The 24271-nt window shown below is 45.8% G+C and carries 27 protein-coding genes, 1 tRNA gene and 1 riboswitch; of the genes, 11 read left to right on the top strand and 17 right to left on the bottom strand.

What is annotated here, in order from left to right:
- Positions 1-80: 80 nt before the first annotated feature.
- The 6 genes from L990_RS15345 to L990_RS19420 form a co-directional block, all read right to left on the bottom strand.
- Positions 81-593, bottom strand: coding sequence for a peroxiredoxin family protein (locus L990_RS15345; protein ID WP_197057308.1), 513 nt, complete (start codon positions 591-593; stop codon positions 81-83).
- Between the two features lie 5 nt (positions 594-598).
- Positions 599-1219 carry a hypothetical protein gene (locus L990_RS15340; RefSeq protein WP_047451174.1) on the bottom strand — a complete coding sequence of 207 codons (621 nt, stop codon included), beginning with the start codon at positions 1217-1219 and terminating at the stop codon, positions 599-601.
- A 416-nt stretch (positions 1220-1635) separates the two neighbouring features.
- Positions 1636-1833 carry a hypothetical protein gene (locus L990_RS15330; RefSeq protein WP_047451170.1) on the bottom strand — a complete coding sequence of 66 codons (198 nt, stop codon included), beginning with the start codon at positions 1831-1833 and terminating at the stop codon, positions 1636-1638.
- 191 nt (positions 1834-2024) lie between these two features.
- Positions 2025-2915 carry a hypothetical protein gene (locus L990_RS15325; protein WP_047451168.1) on the bottom strand — a complete coding sequence of 297 codons (891 nt, stop codon included), beginning with the start codon at positions 2913-2915 and terminating at the stop codon, positions 2025-2027.
- Between the two features lie 25 nt (positions 2916-2940).
- Positions 2941-3135, bottom strand: a complete 195-nt coding sequence (locus L990_RS15320) for a hypothetical protein (RefSeq protein ID WP_047451167.1) — start codon at positions 3133-3135, stop codon at positions 2941-2943.
- Between the two features lie 44 nt (positions 3136-3179).
- Positions 3180-3611, bottom strand: coding sequence for a hypothetical protein (locus tag L990_RS19420; RefSeq protein ID WP_052181072.1), 432 nt, complete (start codon positions 3609-3611; stop codon positions 3180-3182).
- A 213-nt stretch (positions 3612-3824) separates the two neighbouring features.
- Here L990_RS19420 and L990_RS15310 point away from each other — a divergent pair, with 213 nt between their 5' ends.
- A complete protein-coding gene (locus tag L990_RS15310) occupies positions 3825-4013 on the top strand; it encodes a hypothetical protein (protein ID WP_047451164.1) in 189 nt (62 codons plus the stop codon).
- 290 nt (positions 4014-4303) lie between these two features.
- Here the strand turns inward: L990_RS15310 and L990_RS15300 are convergent, their stop codons facing one another.
- The 7 genes from L990_RS15300 to L990_RS15270 form a co-directional block, all read right to left on the bottom strand.
- Positions 4304-4864 (bottom strand): hypothetical protein, encoded by a 561-nt coding sequence (locus L990_RS15300; RefSeq protein ID WP_047451160.1) that lies wholly within the window; start codon positions 4862-4864, stop codon positions 4304-4306.
- A gap of 45 nt (positions 4865-4909) precedes the next feature.
- Positions 4910-5302, bottom strand: coding sequence for a hypothetical protein (locus L990_RS19415; protein WP_052181071.1), 393 nt, complete (start codon positions 5300-5302; stop codon positions 4910-4912).
- Positions 5303-5570: 268 nt separating this feature from the next.
- Positions 5571-7604: a S9 family peptidase gene (locus L990_RS15290; protein WP_047451158.1), complete on the bottom strand. Its 2034-nt coding sequence runs from the start codon at positions 7602-7604 to the stop codon at positions 5571-5573.
- A gap of 122 nt (positions 7605-7726) precedes the next feature.
- Positions 7727-8188, bottom strand: coding sequence for a hypothetical protein (locus tag L990_RS15285; protein WP_047451156.1), 462 nt, complete (start codon positions 8186-8188; stop codon positions 7727-7729).
- A gap of 179 nt (positions 8189-8367) precedes the next feature.
- A complete protein-coding gene (locus tag L990_RS15280) occupies positions 8368-9099 on the bottom strand; it encodes a carboxypeptidase-like regulatory domain-containing protein (RefSeq protein WP_047451154.1) in 732 nt (243 codons plus the stop codon).
- A gap of 212 nt (positions 9100-9311) precedes the next feature.
- Positions 9312-9384: transfer RNA gene (locus L990_RS15275), tRNA-Trp, on the bottom strand.
- Positions 9385-9643: 259 nt separating this feature from the next.
- Positions 9644-10453 (bottom strand): XRE family transcriptional regulator, encoded by an 810-nt coding sequence (locus L990_RS15270; RefSeq protein ID WP_047451152.1) that lies wholly within the window; start codon positions 10451-10453, stop codon positions 9644-9646.
- A 152-nt stretch (positions 10454-10605) separates the two neighbouring features.
- Between L990_RS15270 and L990_RS15265 the strand changes: the two genes are divergently transcribed.
- The 7 genes from L990_RS15265 to L990_RS20575 all read left to right on the top strand — a co-directional run bounded on the left by L990_RS15265 (position 10606) and on the right by L990_RS20575 (position 17681).
- Positions 10606-11847 (top strand): putative DNA modification/repair radical SAM protein, encoded by a 1242-nt coding sequence (locus tag L990_RS15265; RefSeq protein ID WP_052181070.1) that lies wholly within the window; start codon positions 10606-10608, stop codon positions 11845-11847.
- A 135-nt stretch (positions 11848-11982) separates the two neighbouring features.
- Positions 11983-12777, top strand: coding sequence for a TIGR03915 family putative DNA repair protein (locus L990_RS15260; protein ID WP_047451151.1), 795 nt, complete (start codon positions 11983-11985; stop codon positions 12775-12777).
- 155 nt (positions 12778-12932) lie between these two features.
- Complete coding sequence (locus L990_RS15255) at positions 12933-13556, top strand: trimeric intracellular cation channel family protein (protein WP_047451149.1); 624 nt, start codon at positions 12933-12935, stop codon at positions 13554-13556.
- A gap of 36 nt (positions 13557-13592) precedes the next feature.
- Positions 13593-13797, top strand: a riboswitch (cobalamin riboswitch).
- A gap of 101 nt (positions 13798-13898) precedes the next feature.
- Positions 13899-14114, top strand: a complete 216-nt coding sequence (locus tag L990_RS20110; protein WP_156121630.1) for a hypothetical protein — start codon at positions 13899-13901, stop codon at positions 14112-14114.
- Positions 14115-14124: 10 nt separating this feature from the next.
- On the top strand, positions 14125-15666 hold the full coding sequence (locus tag L990_RS15250) for an acyl-CoA carboxylase subunit beta (protein ID WP_047451147.1): 1542 nt from the start codon (positions 14125-14127) through the stop codon (positions 15664-15666).
- A gap of 11 nt (positions 15667-15677) precedes the next feature.
- Entirely contained in the window at positions 15678-17174 is a 1497-nt protein-coding gene (locus L990_RS15245) for an acetyl/propionyl/methylcrotonyl-CoA carboxylase subunit alpha (RefSeq protein ID WP_047451145.1), read from the top strand.
- Positions 17175-17180: 6 nt separating this feature from the next.
- Positions 17181-17681: an acetyl-CoA carboxylase biotin carboxyl carrier protein subunit gene (locus L990_RS20575; protein ID WP_047451143.1), complete on the top strand. Its 501-nt coding sequence runs from the start codon at positions 17181-17183 to the stop codon at positions 17679-17681.
- Between the two features lie 70 nt (positions 17682-17751).
- Here L990_RS20575 and L990_RS15235 read toward each other — a convergent pair whose 3' ends face one another.
- Both L990_RS15235 and miaA read right to left on the bottom strand, forming a co-directional pair.
- The gene (locus L990_RS15235; RefSeq protein ID WP_047451141.1) at positions 17752-19866 is read right to left on the bottom strand and encodes a prolyl oligopeptidase family serine peptidase; all 2115 of its coding nucleotides are present in this window, start codon (positions 19864-19866) and stop codon (positions 17752-17754) included.
- Between the two features lie 191 nt (positions 19867-20057).
- Positions 20058-20981, bottom strand: coding sequence for a tRNA (adenosine(37)-N6)-dimethylallyltransferase MiaA (gene miaA, locus L990_RS15230; RefSeq protein ID WP_047451140.1), 924 nt, complete (start codon positions 20979-20981; stop codon positions 20058-20060).
- Positions 20982-21061: 80 nt separating this feature from the next.
- Between miaA and L990_RS15225 the strand changes: the two genes are divergently transcribed.
- Both L990_RS15225 and smpB read left to right on the top strand, forming a co-directional pair.
- Entirely contained in the window at positions 21062-21628 is a 567-nt protein-coding gene (locus L990_RS15225; protein ID WP_081981743.1) for a Yip1 family protein, read from the top strand.
- A gap of 237 nt (positions 21629-21865) precedes the next feature.
- Positions 21866-22318: an SsrA-binding protein SmpB gene (gene smpB, locus L990_RS15220; RefSeq protein WP_047451136.1), complete on the top strand. Its 453-nt coding sequence runs from the start codon at positions 21866-21868 to the stop codon at positions 22316-22318.
- 82 nt (positions 22319-22400) lie between these two features.
- On the opposite strand, the gene L990_RS20105 is transcribed toward smpB, so the two are convergent.
- The gene (locus L990_RS20105; RefSeq protein WP_156121629.1) at positions 22401-22571 is read right to left on the bottom strand and encodes a hypothetical protein; all 171 of its coding nucleotides are present in this window, start codon (positions 22569-22571) and stop codon (positions 22401-22403) included.
- Positions 22568-22900 carry a hypothetical protein gene (locus L990_RS20100; RefSeq protein WP_156121628.1) on the bottom strand — a complete coding sequence of 111 codons (333 nt, stop codon included), beginning with the start codon at positions 22898-22900 and terminating at the stop codon, positions 22568-22570. Before L990_RS20100 ends, L990_RS20105 begins: the two co-directional genes overlap by 4 nt.
- Positions 22901-23030: 130 nt before the next feature.
- Here L990_RS20100 and L990_RS15210 point away from each other — a divergent pair, with 130 nt between their 5' ends.
- The gene (locus L990_RS15210) at positions 23031-23747 is read left to right on the top strand and encodes a hypothetical protein (RefSeq protein WP_047451132.1); all 717 of its coding nucleotides are present in this window, start codon (positions 23031-23033) and stop codon (positions 23745-23747) included.
- Positions 23748-24271 lie beyond the last annotated feature (524 nt).

Raw genomic sequence — 24271 nt, 5'->3', positions numbered from 1 at the left:
ATTGCCGCAATTCTTTAAATCCTCCTCGCAACAAAATCTTTTGGACAAAGTCTTGATACTTGTGTCTTGATACTACTAATCTAACGTAGCTCTCTCATTAACGCCTTAATGCTCACCTCCCCGTTAAAGCGCTTCCGCAACCTACCGTCGCTACCGTATATAAAGGTGGTAGGGATAGCTTGAACCCCAAACATGATGGTTGCCTTTGCAAGGCTATCGGTGGCAAAGCGGATGTTAGATATCCCCTCAAGCCTATGCCTTTTGGCGTATGCCTTAATACTATCGCGGGGCGAGAGGCTAACCATAAGGATTTCCTTCTCCTTTAAGCTGCCGCTGTTGGTGCTTAGGGCTTCTCCCTCGTACTCGCAGTGCTCGCAACCCGGGTTAAAGAACATCACTGCCGTAGGTTTATCCTCTAGGCTCTTGGTATGCATTGTGCCACCATACGCTAGGTTAAAGGTATAGCTTGGCAGTGCTTGGGTTATACGCTCGCACTCCTTTTTTTGGTTTACCTTTACTACTATTTTGTAAACAAGAACGCTTGAGCATAGCAGAACCAAAACGATTGCAGCTCTTCCAATAGTTTTTCTCATACTTTTTAAATTGTAAAGAATATTACCACCAACACCCATAGCAGCAGCCCTAACCCGTAGGTGCTACCAATAAAGTCAAACGATTCTCCGTAACTTTTCCCTGTTAACTTCTTCCACTGTATGATAAGCGCCACCCAGTAAAAAACTTCAAATAAACTAAGGATGGAAAGCGGATATACCAACCAAGGTTCTACTTCATTTGGTTTAAAAAGAGATAGTGCTGAAAATGGAATTATACTTAAATCAGAAATTGTATGGTATTTTTTTGTAATCCAAAAGTATAAGATGGTAATAAAGCCATTTACTACAACAATATATTGGGATTTTATTATTATATAAATTAATTGTTTTGCGTGTACTTTGTAACTTTTTAAGATGACGCCTAGATATAGAGGTATTAATAAGAGAAAAATTTTCATCAAAAGAAGTATTGGGATAATAAAGTATTGCCAAACTTGCATTCTTTGATATAAATCAACTATCGTATTTACTCTTGTTTCATCAAACTGTCCGATAAAAGACTGATAAATAAGAATCTTCTTATCAATCAAAATATCGCTGATGAAAATAAGGAATATACTTAGAATACACACATAAAAATAGTTTAAAACAACTGTAGTTTTCATACCTAAAATACTCAATTATAAACTTATTATAAATATCTTTTGATATTTAATCCACACACCACCCAAGTATTAATTATTTATTTTTGATTGTTTGTAGTAGTAAAAATCAAGAATAAAAACTATTATAAAATAAAACAACACTATCAATAGATAGTATTGCAACAAACAATTATACATATATATTATAAAATAAAAAACAACTGAAATAATCAAATAAATAACATAGGACTTTTGGATATTTTTTCTAAATACAGAATCATTTTGACTACTATTAAAAATCAATTCGAACAAACTGTATGTAAAAATGAATAAAAAAAACCACACTTTTTGTTTCGGATAAATAAAATAAACAAACAACATTGAGAAGGGGATAAGGTTTAACACTCCTAATCCCCTTTCTTTAAAGATCTTCTTTACTAACATCTATCTGCAATTACTAATGAGGCCCATGTACCCAATGCCCATCCCGCAATAGTTCCAACTCCTGGGCATATTGCAGTTCCGACTCCTTGTAAAACATATGTAAAAGAAGCTCCAGCTATAGATGCAGCAACATCACATCTTGAAAAGCCACCTTCAACAACTTCCATCTGTTCCAAACTTAACTTTTTCATAACGATTTGTTTTTAATTGTTTATACTGCCCGGCAACCGTTGTGGCTACAGGGGCAACAGGCCAAAGAGGCTGTTGCGGGAGCTAAGGTAGGAGGCTACCGTCCACATATCTGGACGGAGCGAAATTTCTTGAAAAAAAGTGAAGTTTCTTGAAAACAAGATTGATATGGGAATTATTTGAGTTAACTCATTCATTCTATAACTTTTAATGTTGCTCTAACGGCATAGGAGTAGTTGCTGTCAAATTTTTTTAGTTGGATATATTTTCCTCTAAATGTACAAGGTATTGCTTCTTTTGAGTGTATTGTTTGACATACACCAATGCCATATAAATCAGATTTATTATTCGATGACGTACGATAGTAATAACTAGGACCAGCATCATAAATAATAATGCTGACAGCAAAACCATTCTTAGGAATGGGGATTTGATATGAGGAAAGATCAATGATACACCACCCCGGTTTTGTTGCTTTTACTTCAATATCCTTGTGTAACGTTCGAAACGTAATTGTTTTATATGCTGTATCAACCTCCATAATTCGTATTTTAAAGGGACAATCCCAACGAGAATTTGCGGCTATTTTTACCGAAAAATTTTCAATAAAACCTTCTCGCCTTCTATTATTTGGAAAAAAAGTAGGGTAAATCATGCCAATAATTGAATGCCAACTGCCATTATATAAGGTAATAAAAGGTACGCCTAATTTTATTCTTTTAAACTTAACTGGATGTACTGTTAATTCAGATATTGAGTATTGTTTTGGGAATAAGCGTAGGATATAGCTGCTTTTAAAATATTCGACACCTACAATCGTATCATTGTAACCTATGGAGGAAAAATGCAGTTTACAGTTTAGCAATGTACTATCGATGGTAAATAAACCCGTTCTATTGGCTATTATAGTTTTTTCTACACCTATGATTTTAATGGTAGCATACGGAATAGGATAATTATTATTCGCATCAAAAATATAACCTGCTATTTTGTTTTGACATAATGCACTCGAGCAGTAAAGGATAACTGCAACAAATATGACAATGTTTTTATTTTGGCAATTAAATATTATTTTATGAATCATAAAAATTTAATTTGTATTTAGTTTATTAGCAAGGATCATTTGAAATAGAAGTAATGTTCTTTTCTCCACCAATCAATCCCCACAAAGTATAACGTGCATATTGTGTCCCTTTATAGTCGCTGTAGACTTGTTGACATCCATTATAGATGTGAGTTCCTCCCAGCCATGCTGGCCATCCACCTTCAACCTCTTCCATCTGTTCCAAACTTAACTTTTTCATAACGATTTGTTTTAATTGTTTATACTACCCGGCAACCATTGTGGCTATAAGGGCAACAGGCCAAAGGTGCTGTTGCGGGGGCTAAGGTAGGAGGCTACCGTCCACATATCTGGACGGAGCGAAATTTCTTGAAAAAAAGTGAAGTTTTCGGGTAAAGAAGGAAAACCGCCGGAGATTTTCGACATATCGTCGTTGGTAAGCACCCGCTTGCCGTTGGTCACTATGGTTAGCTGAATCTCGAAATCGTTGGCGTAGTAGTAGGTTCGTCGGGTGCGGTTATAGCAGATTTCTGCTCCAAAGTCCTTTAGCTCCGACATTACCTCAAACAGCTGGCTGCGGGATAAATCTAACGTTTCTGCCAACTCTTCGGCTGTTCCTGTGTTCTGCTCGCGAATTCTACGATCAAGCGTAAGAACCTTAATGAATTTGTATACAACCCCATAAGTTATATAAACATATAGTTGATTTACAGCCAAAAATATCAAAACAATTAAATTATACAATTCAACAGGTGTACTATCGAGCCAAGGCTTTATCTTGGATCTACTATTGAATAACAATCCGCCAGCACAAAGACCCAATAAGTTTCGAAAACCTGTTAGGACTTCTCCCTAGAAGTACGACGAGAGAGAGGCTCAGCACAAGACACAGGAGTTAGAGTAGGAAAACATCAACAGTTATACTTGGCAATGACGGGAATCAACGCCGAAATTCAGCGTATCTTCATCTATCTCAATTCGGCTTCTTCCTTTTACCCCAAAGTGGCTACAGCCATCAACCAGATAAACCTGCAGATAGGTCTGCCGGCTGCCAAGATCAAACCCCAGTCAACCATTGCCGAAAAGGAGGCGCAAAATTCAACAAAACAGAAATACTAACTTCTAACCGTCCCATATGCAAGCACTAGGCCAACCTATGAGGTTGGTCTGAGTTTGTTTACGAATTGGGGTGTTGCAATTTTAGATGTTTACGAGCAAATGCTCTAGCGAGATTATAAGAAGAAAAAGAGCCAGCAAGATTTTCAGCCGGCTGTTCTGAACCGTGAGCCTTCTTATTTGATCGCTCTCATACCTCTTCTTTCTAATCTTGAGATGGTCGAACAGAAAGAATATAAGGCAACCTGAAAATAGTGTAACGTTAAAAATGCCAAAAGTCATAGTATTGCTTTTTAATCATCAAACATGCACCAAATAAATTCTCCGGCAGTAATTGCAGCACCAACACCCGGAATAGCCTTTTTTAAAACTTGTTTGCCGGCTACTTTGAGCAGACTTCTTAAGCTTTTTTTTACTCCTGCTTGGTAAAGCTCTTTTACTCCTATCGCTTGAAGTGCACATTCCCCCAATGTTGCTTTCAATGTGGATTTTTGAACTTCCATTTTTTCCGGAAGCCTATCAAATTCATAAGCCATAATGCCAACCAAAGCAATTCTGTAATCATTTTTGGAAGGGAAAAAATCAAGTATATTTAAGCCTTCTGATTCGTATAGTTTTATAGTTTCATTCCTTATCTCTTCTGTGAGTTTTATCAATTCAGGATTAACCTCATTTATTCCTGTGCTTTTTAACAGGTAAGCATCTTTTCTCTGAATTGATGAAACTTTAGAAACAAGCGAGGCCATTTTTAATTGAAATTCTGAATTGTAACTTTTAACCTCTTCTTCCACACCTTCCTTCGAACAGGATGAGAAAATTGAAATACAAATAAAAAGTAAAAAGATTTTTTTCATAACGTTTTGTTTTTAGTTGTTTATACTACCCGGCAACCGTTGTGGCTACCGGGGCAACAGGCCAAAGGTGCTGTTGCGGGGGCTAAGGTAGGAGGCTACCGTCCACATATCTGGACGGAGCGAATTTTCTTGAAAAAAAGTGAAGTTTTGGGGTGAAAGAGAAAAGCCTCCTGATATTTTCGACATATCGTCGTTGGTAAGCACCCGCTTGCCGTTGGTCTCGATGGTTAGCTGAATCTCGAAATCGTTGGCGTAGTAGTAGGTTCGTCGGGTGCGGTTAAAACAGATTTCTGCTCCAAAGTCCTTTAGCTCCGACATTACCTCAAACAGCTGGCTGCGGGATAAATCTAACGTTTCTGCCAACTCTTCGGCTGTTCCTGTGTTCTGCTCGCGAATTCTACGGTCGAGCGTAAGAACCTTAATTAATTTGTACACCATCCTTTTTTATTCCAGATTATAAATTTCTAATAATTAAAGTAACAGATAAGCAACCTAGCGAAATATAGCATTTTTTTATAAAAAGAAGCACGTTTCCCTATCTAAAAAACAGAACTATAGAGTATCAAACCCCATCACGACTTCAACTCTTCGCCTAAAACCAAGGACTTATATACCTCCCCCTTGGTTATAAAAAAAGCGCGAACCTGCGTCCGCGCTTCTATTTTTTTGTAGGGAGATTCCCTCTTCTATCGCAACATCAAAAATGCTACTTCAGCCACTTATCGAGCCAGCCGAAAAACTCGCGCTGCCATAGCAAGCCGTTCTGAGGCCTAAGCACCCAGTGGTTTTCGCTTGGTAAGATCACAAACTTCGAAGGAATGTTCATCAGCTGCGCAGCATTGAAGGCAGCCATTCCTTGGGTGTAGGGAATACGGAAATCGCGGCCACCCTCGAAGATAAGAATTGGGGTATCCCAATTTTTTACGAATAGGTGTGGCGACTGCGAGAAGCTTTTCCTTACAACAGGGTTTTCGGTATCCCACGATGGTCCACCCATCTCCCAGTTATCGAAGAACAGCTCGTCGGTAGTAATAAACTCCATCTCCGAGTTAAACACTCCGCAGTGAGAAACGAACGCCTTAAAGCGCTTGTTGTGGTTTCCGGCCATCCAGTAGGTGGTATATCCGCCGTAGCTTGGTCCCACGCACCCAATACGATTTTCGTCTAGCCAAGGTTCCTTCTTTATGGAGTCTACCGCAGCAAAGAAGTCGCGCATCTCCTGTCCGCCATGATCCTTGCTAATTTGGTTGGTCCACTCCTGTCCCATACCAACAACTCCCCTTCGGTTGGGAAGAATCACCACGTATCCCTGAGAAGCCATCAGCGAGAAGTTCCAGCGGTAGCTGAAGTTTTGGCTAACGGGCGACTGTGGTCCGCCTTGACAGTAAAGAATGCCGGGATACGACTTCTTGGCGTCGAAGTTAGGAGGTAGCAGCACCCAGGTAAGCATCTTCTTGCCGTCGGTGGTATTAATCCATCGCTTTTCGAAGGTTGGCATCACCAGCTTATCGGTTATATTTTTGTTGATGGCGGTAAGCTGGCTAACGGCGCCATTCTTTAGGCTAACAGCATAAAGATCGGCCGGAGCGGTAAGCTGCGTGCGGTCGGTAATAATTACCCCATTTGCAAGGGCGCAGCTGTGGTAGTCGTAGTCGCCCGAAGTAAGCGCGGTGATGGTTCCCTTTGCCACATCGAGCTTATGTACCTGCGAGGTGGCCTGTACGTATGCCGTAAAGTAGATGTTGCGCGAAGCAGCATCCCACTGCAGGTTGTCGGCGCTGTAGGTCCACGAAGCAAAGGTGTTTGTTTTCTTTCCGGTAGCCAAATCCATCACAAATATGCGGTTTTGGTCGGCCTCAAAGCCATCCTGCTCCATGCTAAGCCAGGCCATCTTCTTTCCATCAGCCGAGAATCGTGGATTCTTATCGTACCCCATCATCCCCTCTGTTAGGTTGGTGGTAACTCCCGTTTCGATCGAGTAAAGGTAGATATCCGAGTTGGTAGTCAGCGCGCGCTCCTTGCCCACCTTCTTTACGCAGGTGTAAGCTATAGATTTTCCGTCGGCGCTCCACGCTACCTCTTCCATCCCACCAAAAGGCTTCAGCGGACTATCCCAACGCTCGCCGGGCATGATATCCTTAAGGTTAGCAACCTTACCGTTGGCAAAATCGGCCACGTAAATATGGCTGTAGAGGCCATCCTCCCACGTATCCCAGTGGCGATACATCAGCTGATCAAAGATCATGGCATCGGTTTTGGGTAGATCGGGGTATACCTCCTGCGCCGTCTTATCCACCTTGGTTTCGATGGCAAAAAGCACCCTATCGCCCTTTGGCGAGAAGATGTAACCCGAAATATCGGTATTCTCGTCGGTTAGCGCCGTTTCCTTTTGTGTAGCAACCGCCATTTCTACCAATCGGCCACCACGAAGAAAGGTAAGCGTTTGCCCAGCCTGCTGCCAAGCCAAGCTATTCTCGCTTTGAGGCGTTTGCGTAAGGCGCTGCTGGTTTTTACCGTCGATATCCATCAGGTAGATGTCGGCATTGCCCTTATTGGCCTTAACGTCGTAGAAATTCACGGTGTAGGCCACCTTTTTCCCATCGGGAGAAATGGTGTACTCGCCCAAACGTCCCATCGACCAAAGAATCTCGGGAGTTAGACGGCCATCTGCCCCAGCCTGTTGCCCCAATGCGGCCATTGCGGCCATCATCAGGCAAAGTCCTGTGCTTATAAGCTTCATTGGTTACGTTTTTATATGATTTGATGGGGCGAAGATAAAAACAAACCGCGGCATCCTGTCCGCGGTTTTTCAAATTTCATTTATTTCCACAAATTTGGGCGTTCCTGTAGCCTTCGGGGCTGCTACACCTCAAAGTCGAGCTGGTGATTCTGATCGTTGGCCTTGGTGTCCATAGCCATCCCTACAGCCACCCCCAAAAGCAGTCCAAAGGGCAAGCCAACACCTACCATTGCCATATTTCCGAATACCGCCCCCAGTAAGATACCGATAGGTACCCCAAAAAAGCAAAGCCCTAAGGGCATCCAGGTATTTTTGTAGTAGTTTCGGGGGACGAGCTTCAGCTCCTTCTCAAGCAGCTTCAGGATATCTGCCTGCACCTTTTTTATTTTCCTCGAGAGCAGGGCTTCGGGAGCAGCCTCAATAGCGGAGACCTCCGCATTAATAAATACAACGAGGTCGTCCGGTAGCTTTCTTCGTCGCAACTCCGATAGGAGCAAGTTCAGCTGATCATGTACGCCAATTAGACTCCTATTCCCCTCAATACCTCGCCGATACGTCACTTTTCTAATTTCTAGCTTACACATAGGATACTATAATTTGATAATGAATATTAATGTCACTAATATAACCATCATAAGCCATATTACAAAAAAAGTTTAAACAAACAGACCAAAATTGAACCCTAAAAACGCTACCGCTATCGCATAAAAAAAGACCACAGCCTAACAGCTGCGGTCTTTTTTATATCCTTCCACCATTTGCGCTAAGGCACCACAAACGAGCCAGGTGCAGGTGTAGTTAGGTTCAAATTGGGAAAAACCATTCGTCCTGTTTCGGGATTTAGGTAGTCGTTAGACCAAAATCCGTCGGCATACACCCTAAAGTACACGGTAGTGCCCGCGGTATAGCCAAAAGATTCGAGCTCCGACTTCTGAATGGTGAAAACAAAAGGATTCATGTTGCTAATGTAGTTGGCGCTATGGTACATGTAAGTGGTGCTGCTAACCTCCTTGTTTTTGGAGAGGAAAAAGCGTAGGTACACCGTGTTGGCCATGCTTCCTGCTGGCGAAGTGGAGACCGAAAGCTTAACCTCCGAGCCTACCACGCTGGCCGAGGCGCTTACCACGCTCGCCTTGGCCAGCTGACCGAGCGAGGGGGTTGGAGTAATAAATGTACCGCCTAGCTCCACCGTATGATCCACGTTATGGCGCTTGTAGGTGCCATAACCGGCCTTAGAGTACACCAACGTGTAGGTGCCGTAGCGCAATTCGGGAAGAATAAAGTATCCCTTGGCGTCGGTTACCGCCGAAACTGCAGGGGTAGCCCCCTCCACCGTAACCGTCATCCCCGAGTCGTCCACCTTCCCTACCCCATCGTCGTAAAGGCTAACATATCCCGATATGTTATCGGAGCCCACCACCTCGTCGATGCTCGACTTATCCTTAACACAGGCGCTTACTGCTACAGCAAGCACCAGCAAAGCAATTATCCTCATTTTGTAAATAGCTGGTTTTGGCAATAGTAACAGCTACTTACGCTAAAATGTTTTTAAAATAGTGCAGAAGGTATAGAAACAGGTATGAAATTAAAATACTATAAAGGGACAGCATTAAGACAACACAAACACGGCCAGAATCTTTATATAAGTGGGGAGTATACAGGATAGGCTCAAAACAAAAAAGCCCTATCTTTCGATAAGGCTTTTTGCACGGGAGGAGCGACTCGAACGCCCGACACTCGGTTTTGGAGACCGATGCTCTACCAACTGAGCTACACCCGTGTTTCTCAGAAGCGGTGCAAAGATGAACCTATTTTTTTGTTGTTGCAAGAAATATTTTTGCACCAACCTCTTTTTTTATTGCACAATACTAGAAATCAACCGCATTTAATATCAAATTTCGTACAAAAAAAGCAAAAAAGCCTTTTACAGGCAACAAAAAGCAGGCTCAAGCAGGTTGTCCTTCTAGCTCAAGAGCAAAAAGCCGCCCCAAAGCCATGCTCCTGGCGGCTTTTTTGCCCGCTGCTGTGCGTAGCGCGCGCTACGCGGGCAGGCTTCCTTTTAGCTTCTCCACATCGGCCGTAAGCTTGGCTATTTGCGCCTTAAGGCTGCTCATCTCCTCGCTAACGGCATTATCCAACGAGAAGGAGAGAACGCCCTTAGCCTTCCACACCTCCACGATATCGTCAACCTTTACCGTGTAGGGATCGTATAGCGGGTTGTCGGAAACAAAGAGGAAGGTCCCATCCTCGTCGACATTGCTGTAAAGACGCTTAAACACCACGCCCTCGGTTTGGGTTAGCACCACGTAGGTTTGCCCATCGCGGATGCTTAGCCAGTTATCGACGTACTCGCTAACGATATACGCCCCCGAAGGGATGGGAAGCATGCTGTCTCCCTTTATTTGGAACATGCGGTAGGTACGTTCGGCGCTCATCTCGGCTACCGGCAGCTGAAAGGCGGGTAGCTGCTCCACAAACTCGAGGTCGGCGTAGCCATCGAGGTACCCAGCCGAGGCCTGTACGGGCACCAGCGTCACCTGCTCCCTATTTTGGTCGTTAACAACGGTGGTTAGCACGCGTAGCTCGGTTCCCTGCATGCGCGGACGAAAGGATTTGAGCAAATCATCGGGGGTTACGCTTAAATCAACCGACACCAGCTCGTCGATCCGAACCCGAAATAGGGCCGATAGCTGCATAATGGCGCCTAACTTGGGGGTTGCCCTCCCCTCCTCGTACGAACCAATAACCGAACGGTTGGCGCCGATGCGCGTAGCCAGCTCGTCCTGTGTAAGGTTATGCTTTTTGCGCAAAAACCTCAAATTCGAAGCAAAGCACTCCTCAATTTTCATAGCAATGAGCGTTTTACGTATAGCGACTAAAAAATCTTTTCGCTAAATAACAACAATCTTAGCATCCTGCCAAATTTTTTAGCATTTTCTTTAGTAAATATCGAAAATAGCGTTACATTTGCCAATATTATTAGCATTTTAAAAACACAGCTATGGATTTGGCTAATAAAATAAGCATTTTGGCGAATGCTGCCAAGTACGACGTGTCGTGCTCGAGCAGCGGAAGCAAGCGCAAGAACAAGGGCGGCCTAGGCAACGCCATGAACGCCGGCATCTGCCACAGCTTTGCCGACGATGGGCGGTGCATTTCGCTGCTTAAGGTGCTATACACCAACCAATGCATATACGACTGCGCGTACTGCATCAACCGCCGCTCGAACGACGTGCCCCGAGCCAGCTTCTCGGTGGACGAGCTGGTGGATATCACCATCAACTTCTACCGTCGTAACTATATAGAGGGGTTATTCCTCAGCTCTGGCGTGGTAGTATCTCCCGATCATACCATGGAGCGCCTGGTTAGCATCGCGCGCAAGCTGCGCACCGACCATAAGTTTAACGGATATATCCATATAAAGGCCATACCGGGCGCATCGCCCGAGCTGCTTAACGAGGCTGGCCTTTTTGCCGACCGTATGAGCGTAAACATCGAGATCCCCACCGATAACGGGCTGAAATATCTCGCCCCCGAGAAGGATCATGCGAGCATCATCCACCCGATGCTGTACATTAAGGATAAGATTATTGCCAGCAAGGATGAGCGCCGCCTTTTTCGATCGGCACCAACCTATACGCCAGGCGGACAGAGCACCCAAATGATAGTTGGCGCCACCAGCGAGACCGACTCCGACATCCTTCACCTAGCCTCTGGACTTTACACGGGGGCCAAGCTGAAGCGCGTGTACTACTCGGGATACCTGCCCACCAACGAGTACGATAAGCGGCTACCAGCAGCTACCGCACCGCCCTTGAAGCGGGAGAACCGGCTTTACCAGGCCGACTGGCTGCTGCGCTTCTACCATTTTAATGTTGACGAGCTGGTGGATGCGGGAAGCCCAAACCTTGACTTAGATATAGACCCAAAAGCAGCCTACGCCCTGCGCCACCCCGAAATCTTCCCCATCGACGTCAACACGGCAGACTACGAGATGCTGCTTCGAGTTCCGGGAATCGGGGTGCGCTCGGCAAAAATGATCGTCGAGGCGCGCCGCTACCGCCGCCTCAACAGCGACAACCTGAAGAAAATTGGGGTGGTGATGCGCCGTGCCAAGTACTTTATCACCTGCAACGAGCTGCCTACGTCCACCATTCTGACAGACTACCAGCCCGACACGCTAAAGTCGCTGATTATACACGATGCAGCGGTGGCCAAACCGCTACAGCTAACGCTATTTTAAAGGGAATACCCCTTTACATGATAAAACCCTTATTTCTCTCTGATTGACAAAGGAGGCCAGCAGCTAAGACGCGAAACTTACGCTTCTGGCCTCCTTACTCCCTTAAAGCGCAGCACATACCATCCAATACGCCCCATGCTCCCACAAAACAGCTCCAAAAACGAAACGATTGTCGTGTACGATGGCACCTTCGAAGGGCTACTTTCCGCCATCTTCGACATTTACGACCAGAAGCTGGCCGTTTCGTGCATCACCTCCGATCGGCAATCGGTACTATTCGGCAACCAGGTAAACCTTACCGCAGAGAGCTACAAAAGCGAGCGCGTACTCAACGGCATCTGCAGCTACGGGGGCATGGCTACAGCCGACATGCTGTACCACGCGCACACCTCGTGCGCACCTCAGGTAGATACGGATATCCTGCGCTACCTACAGCTGCTTTTTAGGGTGAAGCGCGATGTATCGGGAATGATGGGTGAAGGGTACGTTCTTCGCGTAAGACAGATGCAGCGCAAGGTAACCCGCGAGGCGCATCGGATGCTCATGTTTATCCGCTTCGAGCAGGCTAAAGACGGCACCTACTTTGCCCCCATAGCGCCACAGTACGACGTGCTAAAAATAATAGTATCGCACTTTAAGGATCGATTTTCCGACCAACCTTGGGTGATTTACGATACGGCACGCAGCTACGGAGCCCATTTCGATGGGAAAGATGTTGCCCTTATCACCATAGACGAGCCTACCTTCAGCGCCGAAACCGGGAGGCTATCGGCTGAGGTTGTCGCCGAAAGCGAGGTTGAGTACCAGCGGTTGTGGCAGGTCTTTTTTAAGCAGATAGCCATAAAGGAACGCAAGAACATGAAGCTGCAGCAAAACTTTATGCCGAAACGCTTCTGGAAGTACCTTACCGAGAAAAAGCGCCCCTTGTAAGCGTTAAGTACTGTTTATTCTTTTAATTTAAGCAAAGAATTCTACCTACCGCACACCAACAGCGGCTAGCAATCAACATTTTGGCAAGAGCATTGCTTAATTACACAAAAACGCAAAATAGAATAAACCTATATTTGCACTTCAATTCAACCATCATGAACTTTTTCTACCTACTCGATTTAATCGGAACATTCGTATTTGCCATCAGCGGAACCATTGCTGCAGGTCAAAAACGTCTCGACCTTTTTGGTGCTGCATTTATCGGATTCGTCACAGCAATCGGAGGAGGAACGCTTCGTGATATGATGATTGGCATACATCCCGTAAGCTGGACCACCTCGATGGACTACATCTACGTAATTTTACTAGCTGTAGCCATAACATTCCTAATAAAGGAGCAGGTATTCCGCTTCCGCAAAACGCTATTCCTATTCGACACGATAGGTATTGGAGTATTCACCATTATTGGGGTAGAGAAAGCGCTATCTAACGGCATCAACACGCCTGTAGCCATCATTATGGGAATACTAACCGCCGTAGCAGGAGGAGTTATTCGCGACACCCTCAACAACGAGGTGCCGCTAATCTTTAAAAAGGAAATTTACGCAACCGCCTGCCTTGTTGGCGCCATCGCCTACCTAGGCCTACAGCGCACAGGAATCCCTATCGAGACAAACCAGATTGTTACAATACTTATAATTATTGCCATTAGAGTAATATCCATAAAGTACAAGTTTTCACTACCTCGAGTGCAGTTCGACCAGTCGAAGCAGCTTTAATTCGGCATCACGACTTGTAATTTCTTCAAAAAAAGACAATATTTGCGCCGCTTAGGTTCCTTAGGATTACCCAAGGGATTAAAAGGGAATGCCGTGAAATCCGGCAACAGTTCCCGCTGCTGTAAATCCAGATCTTGCATAAAGATCGCATGCCTTTAAAAATATACCACTGTAGATCGCTCTATGGGAAGGTTTTAAAGGTGGATGAGTCAGAAGACCTGCCTAGGCAACTCCGATTTTGGCCTACGGCGAATGGGTATAAGGAAGTAAAAGCAGCAGACATTGCTGCCATCCTCTATTGTCGTGCAACCAAATCGGATAACCAACCAAAGCACGACAAATATGCGAAAAGATCACACATCCGCAGAGACGTTTTGCATCCCTACAACGACAGGAATGCCGAATGCCGCTATCAGAAAAAAACTGTCAGGCGTAAACAACTCTCCTCCTGCATTGTTTAAGGCTATTGGAATAATGGCTTTTGACAAGGGATATCTCCCTCTTCCTGAGAATATAAAACAAAGAGAAGCAACGTGCTCAACTATCGTTGAGATATAACTTACAGATCATGCAAGACAATAGAACACCGTTTGAACGATTTGTCCGCAGAAAAGAGATGCTCGACAAGCAGTACGACGAGCAGTACAAGCAAAAACAGCACAAAAAGGGGAAATTAACGGCCAAGGAACGCCTCGACATCCTTTTCGACAAGGGTACATTCGAGGAACTTGACGCCTATGCCCGTCCGTTCAACTCAAAAAAAGGAGCCCCATTTGGAGATGGCCTTATTTGCGGTCATGGGAAGATAAATGGGCGGAAAGTATTCGCCTACGCGCAGGATTTCAACTTTATGGGAGGCTCACTAGGAGCCACGCACGCCCAAAAAATTATCAAGGTGCAAGGGATGGCCCGAAAAATGGGACATCCTATAGTTGGGCTAATCGACTCGGGTGGAGCAAGAATACAGGAAGGAATAGCAAGCCTTGCCGGATATGCAGGCATCTTTCTGAACAACATAAAATCGTCGGGCATCATTCCGCAAATATCCGTAATTCTGGGTCCAGCAGCAGGTGGCGCCGTTTACTCTCCTGCCCTCACCGACTTCATCTTTATGACCCGACATACCGCTCAGATGTTCGTTACGGGTCCAGAGGTGGTTAAGGAGGTACTCAACGAGGAGATAACCTTCGAGCAGCTGGGAGGAGCAGACGTACATGCGAGCAAAAGCGGCGTTGCCCAGTTTGTTTACGACGACGAGGAGCATACCCTGCTGGGTGTACGCAAGCTGCTACGCTACCTTCCCTCAAACAACATCGAACTAGCGCCATTCGACAGCTCGCCCGTATACGCCCCCGAGAAACCAGAAAAGCTAAGCCTAATTATTCCTGACGAATCAATCAGGCCATACGATATGCTTGAAATTATCGAGAATATCATCGATCAGGATAGCCTTTTTGAGGTTTCTGAGCTCTATGCAGCCAACATCATCACAGCCTTTGGCCGACTAAATGGACAGGTGATAGGTATTGTGGCTAACCAACCTAAAGTTTTAGCAGGGGTGCTGGATACGAACTCGGCCATGAAGGCTGCGCGTTTTGTCCGCTTCTGCGATGCCTTCAATATTCCGCTGCTGGTTCTGGAAGATGTCCCTGGATTCCTACCAGGCTCGGAGCAGGAGCATGCGGGGCTAATACGCCACGGAGCAAAGCTGCTATACGCATTTGGAGAAGCTTCGGTGCCTAAAGTTACGGTTATCATCCGCAAAGCTTACGGAGGAGCCTACATTGTAATGAACAGCATCAATATTGGAGGAGATTTCAACTTTGCATGGCCTACCGCCGAGGTGGCCGTAATGGGACCAGAAAGTGCCGTGAAGATACTTAACCGCAGGGAGATTGAAAGCGCTGAAAATCCAGAGCAGCTCAAGCAGCAGCTTATTGCCCAATACAAGGAGGAGGTAGCTAACCCCTACATTGCTGATGAGCTCGGGTATATTGACGAGGTAATCGATCCGGCCATCACCCGCGATAAGCTTATCTCGGCATTTGACCTACTTCGCAACAAGTACATGGACAAATCGCCCCGTAAGCACGGCAACATCCCACTTTAAACCAACGTAAAATGTTACCAAAATCGATACTTATTGCCAATAGAGGAGAAATTGCCATCCGCATAATGAGGACGGCAAAAAATATGGGCATCAAGACGTATGCGCTACAGACTCCTCAAGAAGCCAACGCCCACTACCTTAAATTTGCCGATGAGGTAATTAAGGTACGCGAGGAGAACCTCTCTGGCCCTGTATTTCTAAACATCGACGAGCTGATTAGCTACGCCAAAGAGCATAAAATAGAGTCCATCCACCCCGGGTACGGCTTTCTTTCGGAGAATCCAGAGCTAGCCAAGCGCTGCGAAGATGAGGGCATCCTATTTATAGGTCCATCGCACGAGTCTATCCACGCAATGGGAAATAAAAACGTTGCCAAGGAGCTTGCCTCCACCATCAACATCCCCCTTATCAAAGGTAGCAAAGGCGCTATCCTCAACTTTATGGAGGCAAAGCGACAAGCAGCCGAGATTGGCTACCCAATAATGCTAAAGGCGCTTGCCGGTGGCGGTGGTAAGGGAATGCGCGTTGTGCGCAAGGAAAAGGAGCTAGAGACATCGTATAAGCTTGCCGTAAACGAGGCCGTAAGCTCGTTTAATAACGGAGCGATGCTTATCGAAAAGTACATTGAGCATCCTCGACACATAGAGATACAGGTGCTCGCCGACAAGTATGGAAATGCTGTTCATCTTTTTGAACGCGAATGCTCCATCCAGCGCAAGCATCAAAAATTGCTGGAGGAGGCCCCCTCGGCTGTACTTACCGAGAAGCTGCGCAAGCAAATGGGCGATTTGGCGATTAAGCTATGCAAGTATGTTGGCTACTCCACCCTTGGAACTGTAGAGTTTCTGCTCGACAGCCAAAACAACTTCTACTTCCTCGAGATGAACACCCGCGTACAGGTAGAGCATCCGGTTACCGAAGCCATCAGCGGCATCGACCTAATAGAGCAGCAGATAAGGACGGCGGCAGGAGAAAAGCTGCAGCTAAAGCAAAGCGATCTAAGCATTAACGGTTGGGCCATAGAGTTCCGCATTAACGCAGAAGATGTGCAAGCTGGCTTTGCCCCCAACTTCGGCATTATCGACGAGATGTCCTTCCCCGAAGATCCCAACTTGCGGGTAGATACCGGATTTGTACCCGGTACGGTTATCCCTACGATGTACGATTCGATGATTGCCAAGTTGATAATTACCGGAAAAACTCGTAGTGAGGCCATCGAAAACTCCATTCGAATACTTGACGCATCAACCGTAAAGGGGATAAAGACCACCATCCCGTTCTTTAAAACAACGCTTCGACATCCTGACTTTGTTAGAGGAAAGATCGACACCTCGTTCGTTCAGGATAAGCTAACCCAAACCTTTTACCAGGAGAAGAATGAGGAGATGGCTGCCGCCATGATTGCCCTACAGGCATACCTCGATGAAGTAAGAAAGATTGAGGAGGATGAAGTTGGAGTTACCAACGCATCGCCTTGGATATCGCGTATGTGGCACAAGCTAAGCTAATGAACCATGGGAAATAAAAAAGAAAAATATACAGTTGCAGGTTACCACGAGTATACCTTCGACGTGAAGGACTACCGCATATCTGGCAAAAAGCGCCATATCGAGCAGGCAGGTAATAAGAACTACATTGTAGACGTAGACATGGGCGTTTTCAGAGGGGAGGTGCTGCATTTAAAGCAGAACAAGTGCACCGTGCTACTCAACGGAAACACCTACACCTTCCTTATTGGAAAGGAGGAAACCATTAAGCGCAAAAAGCTCTCGAAAAAGGCAAACGAAAGCAGCAATATTTACCTGCTTAAATCGCCCATGCCGGGTAAAATAATCGACGTGTTTGTAAGCAAGGGAGCAAAAGTCGAAAAGGGAGAACCGCTAGTTGTCCTAGAGGCGATGAAGATGCAAAACCTGCTGCAAGCCGAAGAGGGTGGCACCATTACCGCCATCAGCACAAGGGTTGGCGAAAGCGTTCTGGGCGATCAGATTCTGGTTGAAATAAAGAAGGATTAGCTTCATACTACCCATAAAGAAAGGGGATGGCACATGGCCATCCCCTTTTTATTTCGCTTTCACAGCTTTTTTACTTTGTCTTAAGCCACTTATCCAACCAGCCAAAGAACTCATGCTGCCAAATAACGGCATTCTGAGGTTTGGTTACAAAGTGATTCTCTTCGGGAAATACCAGCAGCTTAGCAGGCAACCCTCTTAGCTTAGCAGCGTGGAATGCCTGTAGCCCTTCGGTATAAGGAATACGGAAATCGTTTTCGCCAACAATAACCATAATTGGAGAATCCCAGTTTTGAACAAAACGGTGGGGGCTGTTGGCGTACGAGCGCTGCGCAACCTTGTTATTCTTATCCCAGTATGGGCCACCTAAATCGTGGTTGGCAAAGAATGTCTCCTCCGTTTCGGCAAAGAAGCTTTCGAGGTTGTACATCCCGTTGTGAGCGATAAACGCCTTAAAGCGCTTCTCGTGGTGACCAGCCAAGTAGTAAACCGAGTAGCCGCCGTAGCTTGCGCCAACACAGCCAAGGTGATCAGCATCAACCCAAAGCTCCTTCTTCACATCGTCGATGGCGCTTAGGTAATCCTTAATGTTTTGTCCTGAGTAGTCGCCCGAGATTTGAGCGTTCCAAGCCTGACCGAAAGAAGGCACCCCACGACGGTTTGGTGCAACAACGATATAGTCGTTTGCAGCCATAATTTGGAAGTTCCAACGGAAGCTCCAGAACTGGCTAATGGTAGATTGAGGTCCACCTTGGCAGTAAAGTAGCGCAGGATACTTCTTGGTAGAATCGAACTTAGGAGGATAAACCACCCAAACCAGCATCTTCTTGTTATCGGTGGTGGTAACCCAACGCTCCTTAGCCTCTCCCATCTTAATATGACGGTAGATATGCTCGTTGGTATAGGTAAGCTGCTCCTCGGCACCAGTATTGGCATCCACCTTAAAAATTTCTGGCGACATCTTGATAGACATCTTCTGCCCTACAAGCACCCCATTCTGGAAGCTTAAAGCAGTATAGTCGTGGTATCCCTTGGTGATTTGCTTGATAGCCTTGCTAACTACATCCATTTTAAATACCTGCTCGGTACCCTGGATGCCGCTGGTGAAGAAGATATTCTTGCTATCGTTGCTCCAAGTGTACGACTCCACATTTTGATCGAAACCTGCGGTAGCGTAAGTCTTTTTACCTGTCGCCACATCCATTAGGAATAGACGCTTTTGGTCCGACTCGTAGCCATCAGTCTCCATGCTCCACCAAGCGATAGTTTTACCATCAGGCGAGTAGGTTGGGTAGCGGTCGTAACCCAAGTTCTCCTTGCTAATATTATCTACCTTTTTGCTATCTAGGTTGTAGATGTAGATATCGGAGTTGGTACGAGTAGCGTACTCGCGACCTGTAAGCATCTTGGTTGCAAAAACAATATTCTTAGAATCAGGGCTCCATTGAACCTCTCCAATTTCGTAGTCGGTAGCCATTGGAGTATCCCAAGTAGCCTCTGGTGTAATATCAATGCCAGTCTCAATTTCATCGCCACTTAGCTCGGCAATAAACAGGTGGCTATACGAGCCATCCTCCCAGGTATCCCAGTGGCGGCACATCAGGCTATCGTAAATTCGCACGTTGGCCTTTTCCATTTCGGGATAGAGCTCAGAACCGGCCACCTTCTGCATCTTAACATCTGCAGCGTAAACGATCTTAGTCTCATCTGGCGAGATCTGGAAGCCGTTAATACCATTAACGATATTGCTTAGCTTGGTTAGCTCCTCGTTTACCACGTTGTACTTCCACACCTGTGCGCCATCCTCGCGGGTAGATACAAAGTAGATGCTCTTACCATCCTTAGACCAAATTGGGTTCGACTCGTTCCCCTTTTCGTTGGTAATTTTCTTTGGAGCACCACCCTTAGTATCCACAAGGTAAAGGTTGGTAACCCCCTTGTTGGCCTTTAGGTTGTAGTAGGATATGGTGTAAACCACCTGGCTACCATCAGGAGATAGCACTGGAGCACCAACGCGTCCAAACTTCCACATAATTTCGGGAGTGAGGACGCCCTTGGCTATTTCCTCCTTGGTAAGAACCGTATCGATGGCAACTCCATCGGCCGTTTCTTGCCCACCCTTCCCACACGAGAACATCATAAGCGAAAGGAGCAGCGCTGCTGCCGTTTTAAGATGAAAATTTTTCATACAATAATGTTGTTTTTTCAAAGGTTGTCTGTTACCCGCATCTCATTCTCTTCGCAGAAACGATACAGGCTATACCAATAGGCTGTACTGTTAGGCTTTGCGGGTTTCAGGGTTTTGGGTTTAATGCCGAAGTAAAAATAGCTTTTTATTGATTCCGACATTATAGCTTCAGTATAATAAAAAGAGGAATTTTACTCTTCCAATTTTCTCAGAATTAGGCCTATTTTCTCCTCAAGTGGAAGCATGGCATCGATCCAGCTAATGACCGCCCCCTTGCGCTCCATCCCCCTAAACCAGGTCATCTGCCGCTTGGCAAACTGATGGATGGCAATCTCCAACCCCTGCACCATCTCGTCATAAGACATACGGCCAGCAAGGTAGCTGCCAACAAACTTATACTCCAGCCCGTAGTATATCAAATCGTCAATTGTTACGCCACCATTTATAAGCGTTCTAACCTCGTCAACCATCCCTGCGTCTAGCCTATCGCGCAGGCGCTGGCTAATTTTTTGCCGGCGCAGCTCCCGCTCAATATCTACCCCAAAGTAGATGTTCGAGAGCTTGGGGTACGACACCTTCTCGTCGGGATGGCTGCTGTAGTAGGTGGCTATTTCGATTGCCCTGATGGCCCGCTTTTTGGTATCTACGTCGGTATTGTTGTGCAACGACTTCATCTGAGCCAGCTGCTCGGTAAGCTCCTCGAGCGTGTAGCCCTCGAGCTGGGCACGCAGCTCGTCGTTCTGAGGCACTGGACGCAGATCGTAGGCCTCGACCACCGCCTCGACATACATGCCCGATCCACCACACACCACCGCCTGCTTTCCGCGCTGGGCCACATCGTGGTAGGCTTCGAAAAAAGCCTGCTGGTACTCAAACACGTTGTAGCGCACGCCCGCATCAGCAATGTCAATTAGGTGGTAGGGCACCGCGCGCCCCCCAACAACGTACTCCGAAAGATCTTTTCCGGTACCAATATCCATCCCCCGATAGATTTGGCGGGAGTCGGCCGAAAGCACTTCGCCACCGAGCTGCAGCGCCAAATTGACGGCTAAGGTGGTCTTTCCGCTAGCAGTTGGGCCTACAATGGTGATCAGATCGTATTTTTTTTGATACATAGCTTGCTAAATGCTGAAAAACATGAAACGATTACACAAAAATAGGCTATTTTTGACTGCTTTTTTTAACGTAAGCATCAATGAACCTTAAATTACTTTGGAGAAGAACCTTTAATCTCCTTCGGAATCCGAAGATGGAGTGGGAAGAGATTCGCGATGAGAACATCCAACGGGATGCCCTCTACAAAAACTACCTCATCCCCTACTGCACCATTTACGCGCTATCGACCTTTGTTGGCATGCTTATATGGACCAGCAACGATAGCTTTGCGAAGATCATCATCCAAACGCTGGTAGATTTTTCGGTGCCCTGTGGTGCGGCCATCGCCCTATCGTACGCCATAGAGAGGCTGTCGGTAAACTTTGACTCCACCAAAGACCTCACCCTATCTACCAAGCTGGCCATTTTTGCGCTAGCGCCCTACTTCCTTTTTATGATTGTAGGACACCTGATAGAGCCCCTAAACGGCATCATGCGCCTGGTAAGCTTCTACTCGCTGTACGTGCTTTGGCTAGGCTTTAAGCCGGTGCTAGGAACCGTTACCGAGCAGCGCTTGGGCTACACCGTGCTAACCGTACTAATTTTTGTGGGGATTATTTTGGTTACCCACCTAATAGTACAGGGGCTGCTAGCCATCATCTTCTAGCCACCCAACCTTACAAGATACAAGCCGAGAGCCATCTCGGCTTTTTTGTTACCTGCCGTCCAGCACCATAACCGTCACCCCCCATTAAGCACGGGCTTCGCCCATACCACCAGCCCCATCCCCATAAAAAACGCCCCAAGTTGAAGCCTTATCCCCCTACACCTTCGCTTTTTTAGCCTCTATTTTGCTATATTTGCCATTCGGAGTTTTTCTCCTCCTTTTTTTGAGAACAAGATAATGGATAAACCAAAAGTCAACATACGAAATAAGCGAGCCAGCCACGACTACGAATTTCTGGAAACCTACACCGCCGGTATAGTGCTTACAGGAACAGAAATTAAGTCGATTAGGGCAGGAAAGGCCAGCTTGGTAGATGCCTTCTGCTACTTCCACCGGGGCGAGCTATTTATTAAGGGGATGCACATCGCCGAATACTGGTGGGGCACCTACAACAACCACGACCCACGCCGCGACCGTAAGCTGCTGCTGCAACGCAAGGAGCTCAACAAGCTGCAGCGCAAATCGCAGGAGAAGGGCCTTACCATCATTGCCTACCGCCTATACATCAACGAGCGCGGGCTAGCCAAGGTCGAAATTGCCCTAGCCAAGGGTAAGAAGGAGTACGACAAGCGCGAAACGCTAAAGCTGAAGGATGCCAAGCGCGAGATAGACCGCCACATGAAGGTGTAAGCTACCGCGCCCCCTCCTGCCCTCCATGCCCACAACCAACGGCATTGAGGGCCAACAACCATCGCCCCCCACTAGGCTCCTCCTAAGCCTCTAGAATGGCCCAATGGCCTCCTCTCTCCAACCAACCGTCAAACCCAATAGAGAACTCTCCACCTCCGAGCTCCTGAAAATGAAAAACAGCTGATGTGTTTTCATTTTTCCGAACGTCGAAGTGGTGATCAGCTGATGGATGACCATTTTTCCAAGCGTTCAAATGGTCATCAGCTGATGGATTAGCATTTTCCCGACCGTCGAAATGGTCATCAGCTGATGGATGACCATTTTTCCAAGCGTTGAAATGGTGATCAGCTGATGGATTAGCATTTTCCCGACCGTCGAAATGGTCATCAGCTGATGGATTAGCATTTTTCCGACCGTCGAAGTGGTCATCAGCTGATATATTAGCATTTTTCCAACCGTCGAAATGGTGATCAGCTGATGGATTAGCATTTTCCCGACCGCCGAAGTGGTCATCAGCTGATGGATTAGCATTTTTCCGACCGTCGAAGTGGTGATCAGCTGATGGGCACATTGACTACACAAAAAAGACGTAACACTGTTTAACGTTGCCAGATTTTAGCTACTTTCGAAGCGGCATCCTACCTAGTAGGAGCTGCTGGTAATGCGGGAATAATCGCAGCTAGCTGCGATTACTGAGATATTGTACACAATTATGAAAAAATCTATACTAATAATTAAAGGATTCAGCAAAAACGAAATAGAATTGATTAATGATAGAAAAATCATTCAACTCTATATTGATTTCTTTTGCAGCAATGCGGGAGGTGCTTTTGACCTTGATACGGAAATCTATGTATTAGAAGAGCCTGAAATTAGAGAATTGACTAAATTAGATGTTCTTAATGATCTTGATTATCTAATTATTCTATTAATTGGACATGGAGCAAATAAAAATGGAACACAGATTTTTCAACTTCAGGAAAAGACATTTATTCAGCCTGGACAACTTCAATTTGAATGTAAAAAGCAATTGCATATACTTGAGACTTGCAGAAATGTAATAGACTTTGAACTTGATATACAAAGATTAAACCGGTTGATTCCAAAATATGCTTATGGTGGATATATAAAAAGACCTCTAACAAGAGAAGAATCAATTGCCAAATTTGATTCCGCAATAAAAAGTTCAAAAGATGGGGTTTTATATTTATTTGCAGCAAGTATTGATGAAAGTGCTTCTGACTATTTGTTTCTAAAGTCACTCATTGATAATGCAATTTATATTCATGAGTATTATCGAGAACGAGTTATAAGCACTCACAAGGTTTTTGAAATGGCTAAAAAGCAAGTGACTGAATTAACAGAGGGTAATCAAAATCCAATTATCAGTGGTGAAGGTGATTTCCCATTCGTAATAACGATAATATAAATAACTACGCCCAATCGAGTAGCCAGCCCCACCAGCACTAACTGACGGGGAGAACCTCTCACACCACTGTACGTACGGGTCGCGTATACAGCGGTTAGTTAAGATGTGGAGCAACCTTTTCGTAGTGCGTAAGCATAGCCTCTCCCCCTTTTACGTAAGCGTTGTAAGGTAATGGTAGCTCCCAAGATGGAACTTTGGGCAACAGCCCAGCCTCCCATTATTCACTAAGTGTACTTTTAGTTTGGGGCTTATGAGTTCTCTTCGGGTACGCTCCACTGGTAGGGCATTTCTGGGTTTACTCCCAGCTGATAGGCGACCATTTTCCAAGCGTTCAAGTACACGACAGCTGATGGGCACATTGACTACACAAAAAAAGTCCCACATCACAAATCTCAAATCACACCACTCAAATCTCATATCCCGCGACCCTATCCCCATTCCCATTTTTCATTTAACAAACTTCATCCGGCAGCAACGGCTAATTTAGCCCCAAACATTCCATCCGCCAACACCCGTGGCGAAGC

The sequence above is a fragment of the Alistipes sp. ZOR0009 genome, assembly GCF_000798815.1.
Taxonomy (GTDB): Bacteria; Bacteroidota; Bacteroidia; order Bacteroidales; family ZOR0009; genus Acetobacteroides.
Note: the sequence above shows the minus strand (reverse complement) of the source record. Positions and strands in the feature narration are given on the sequence as shown.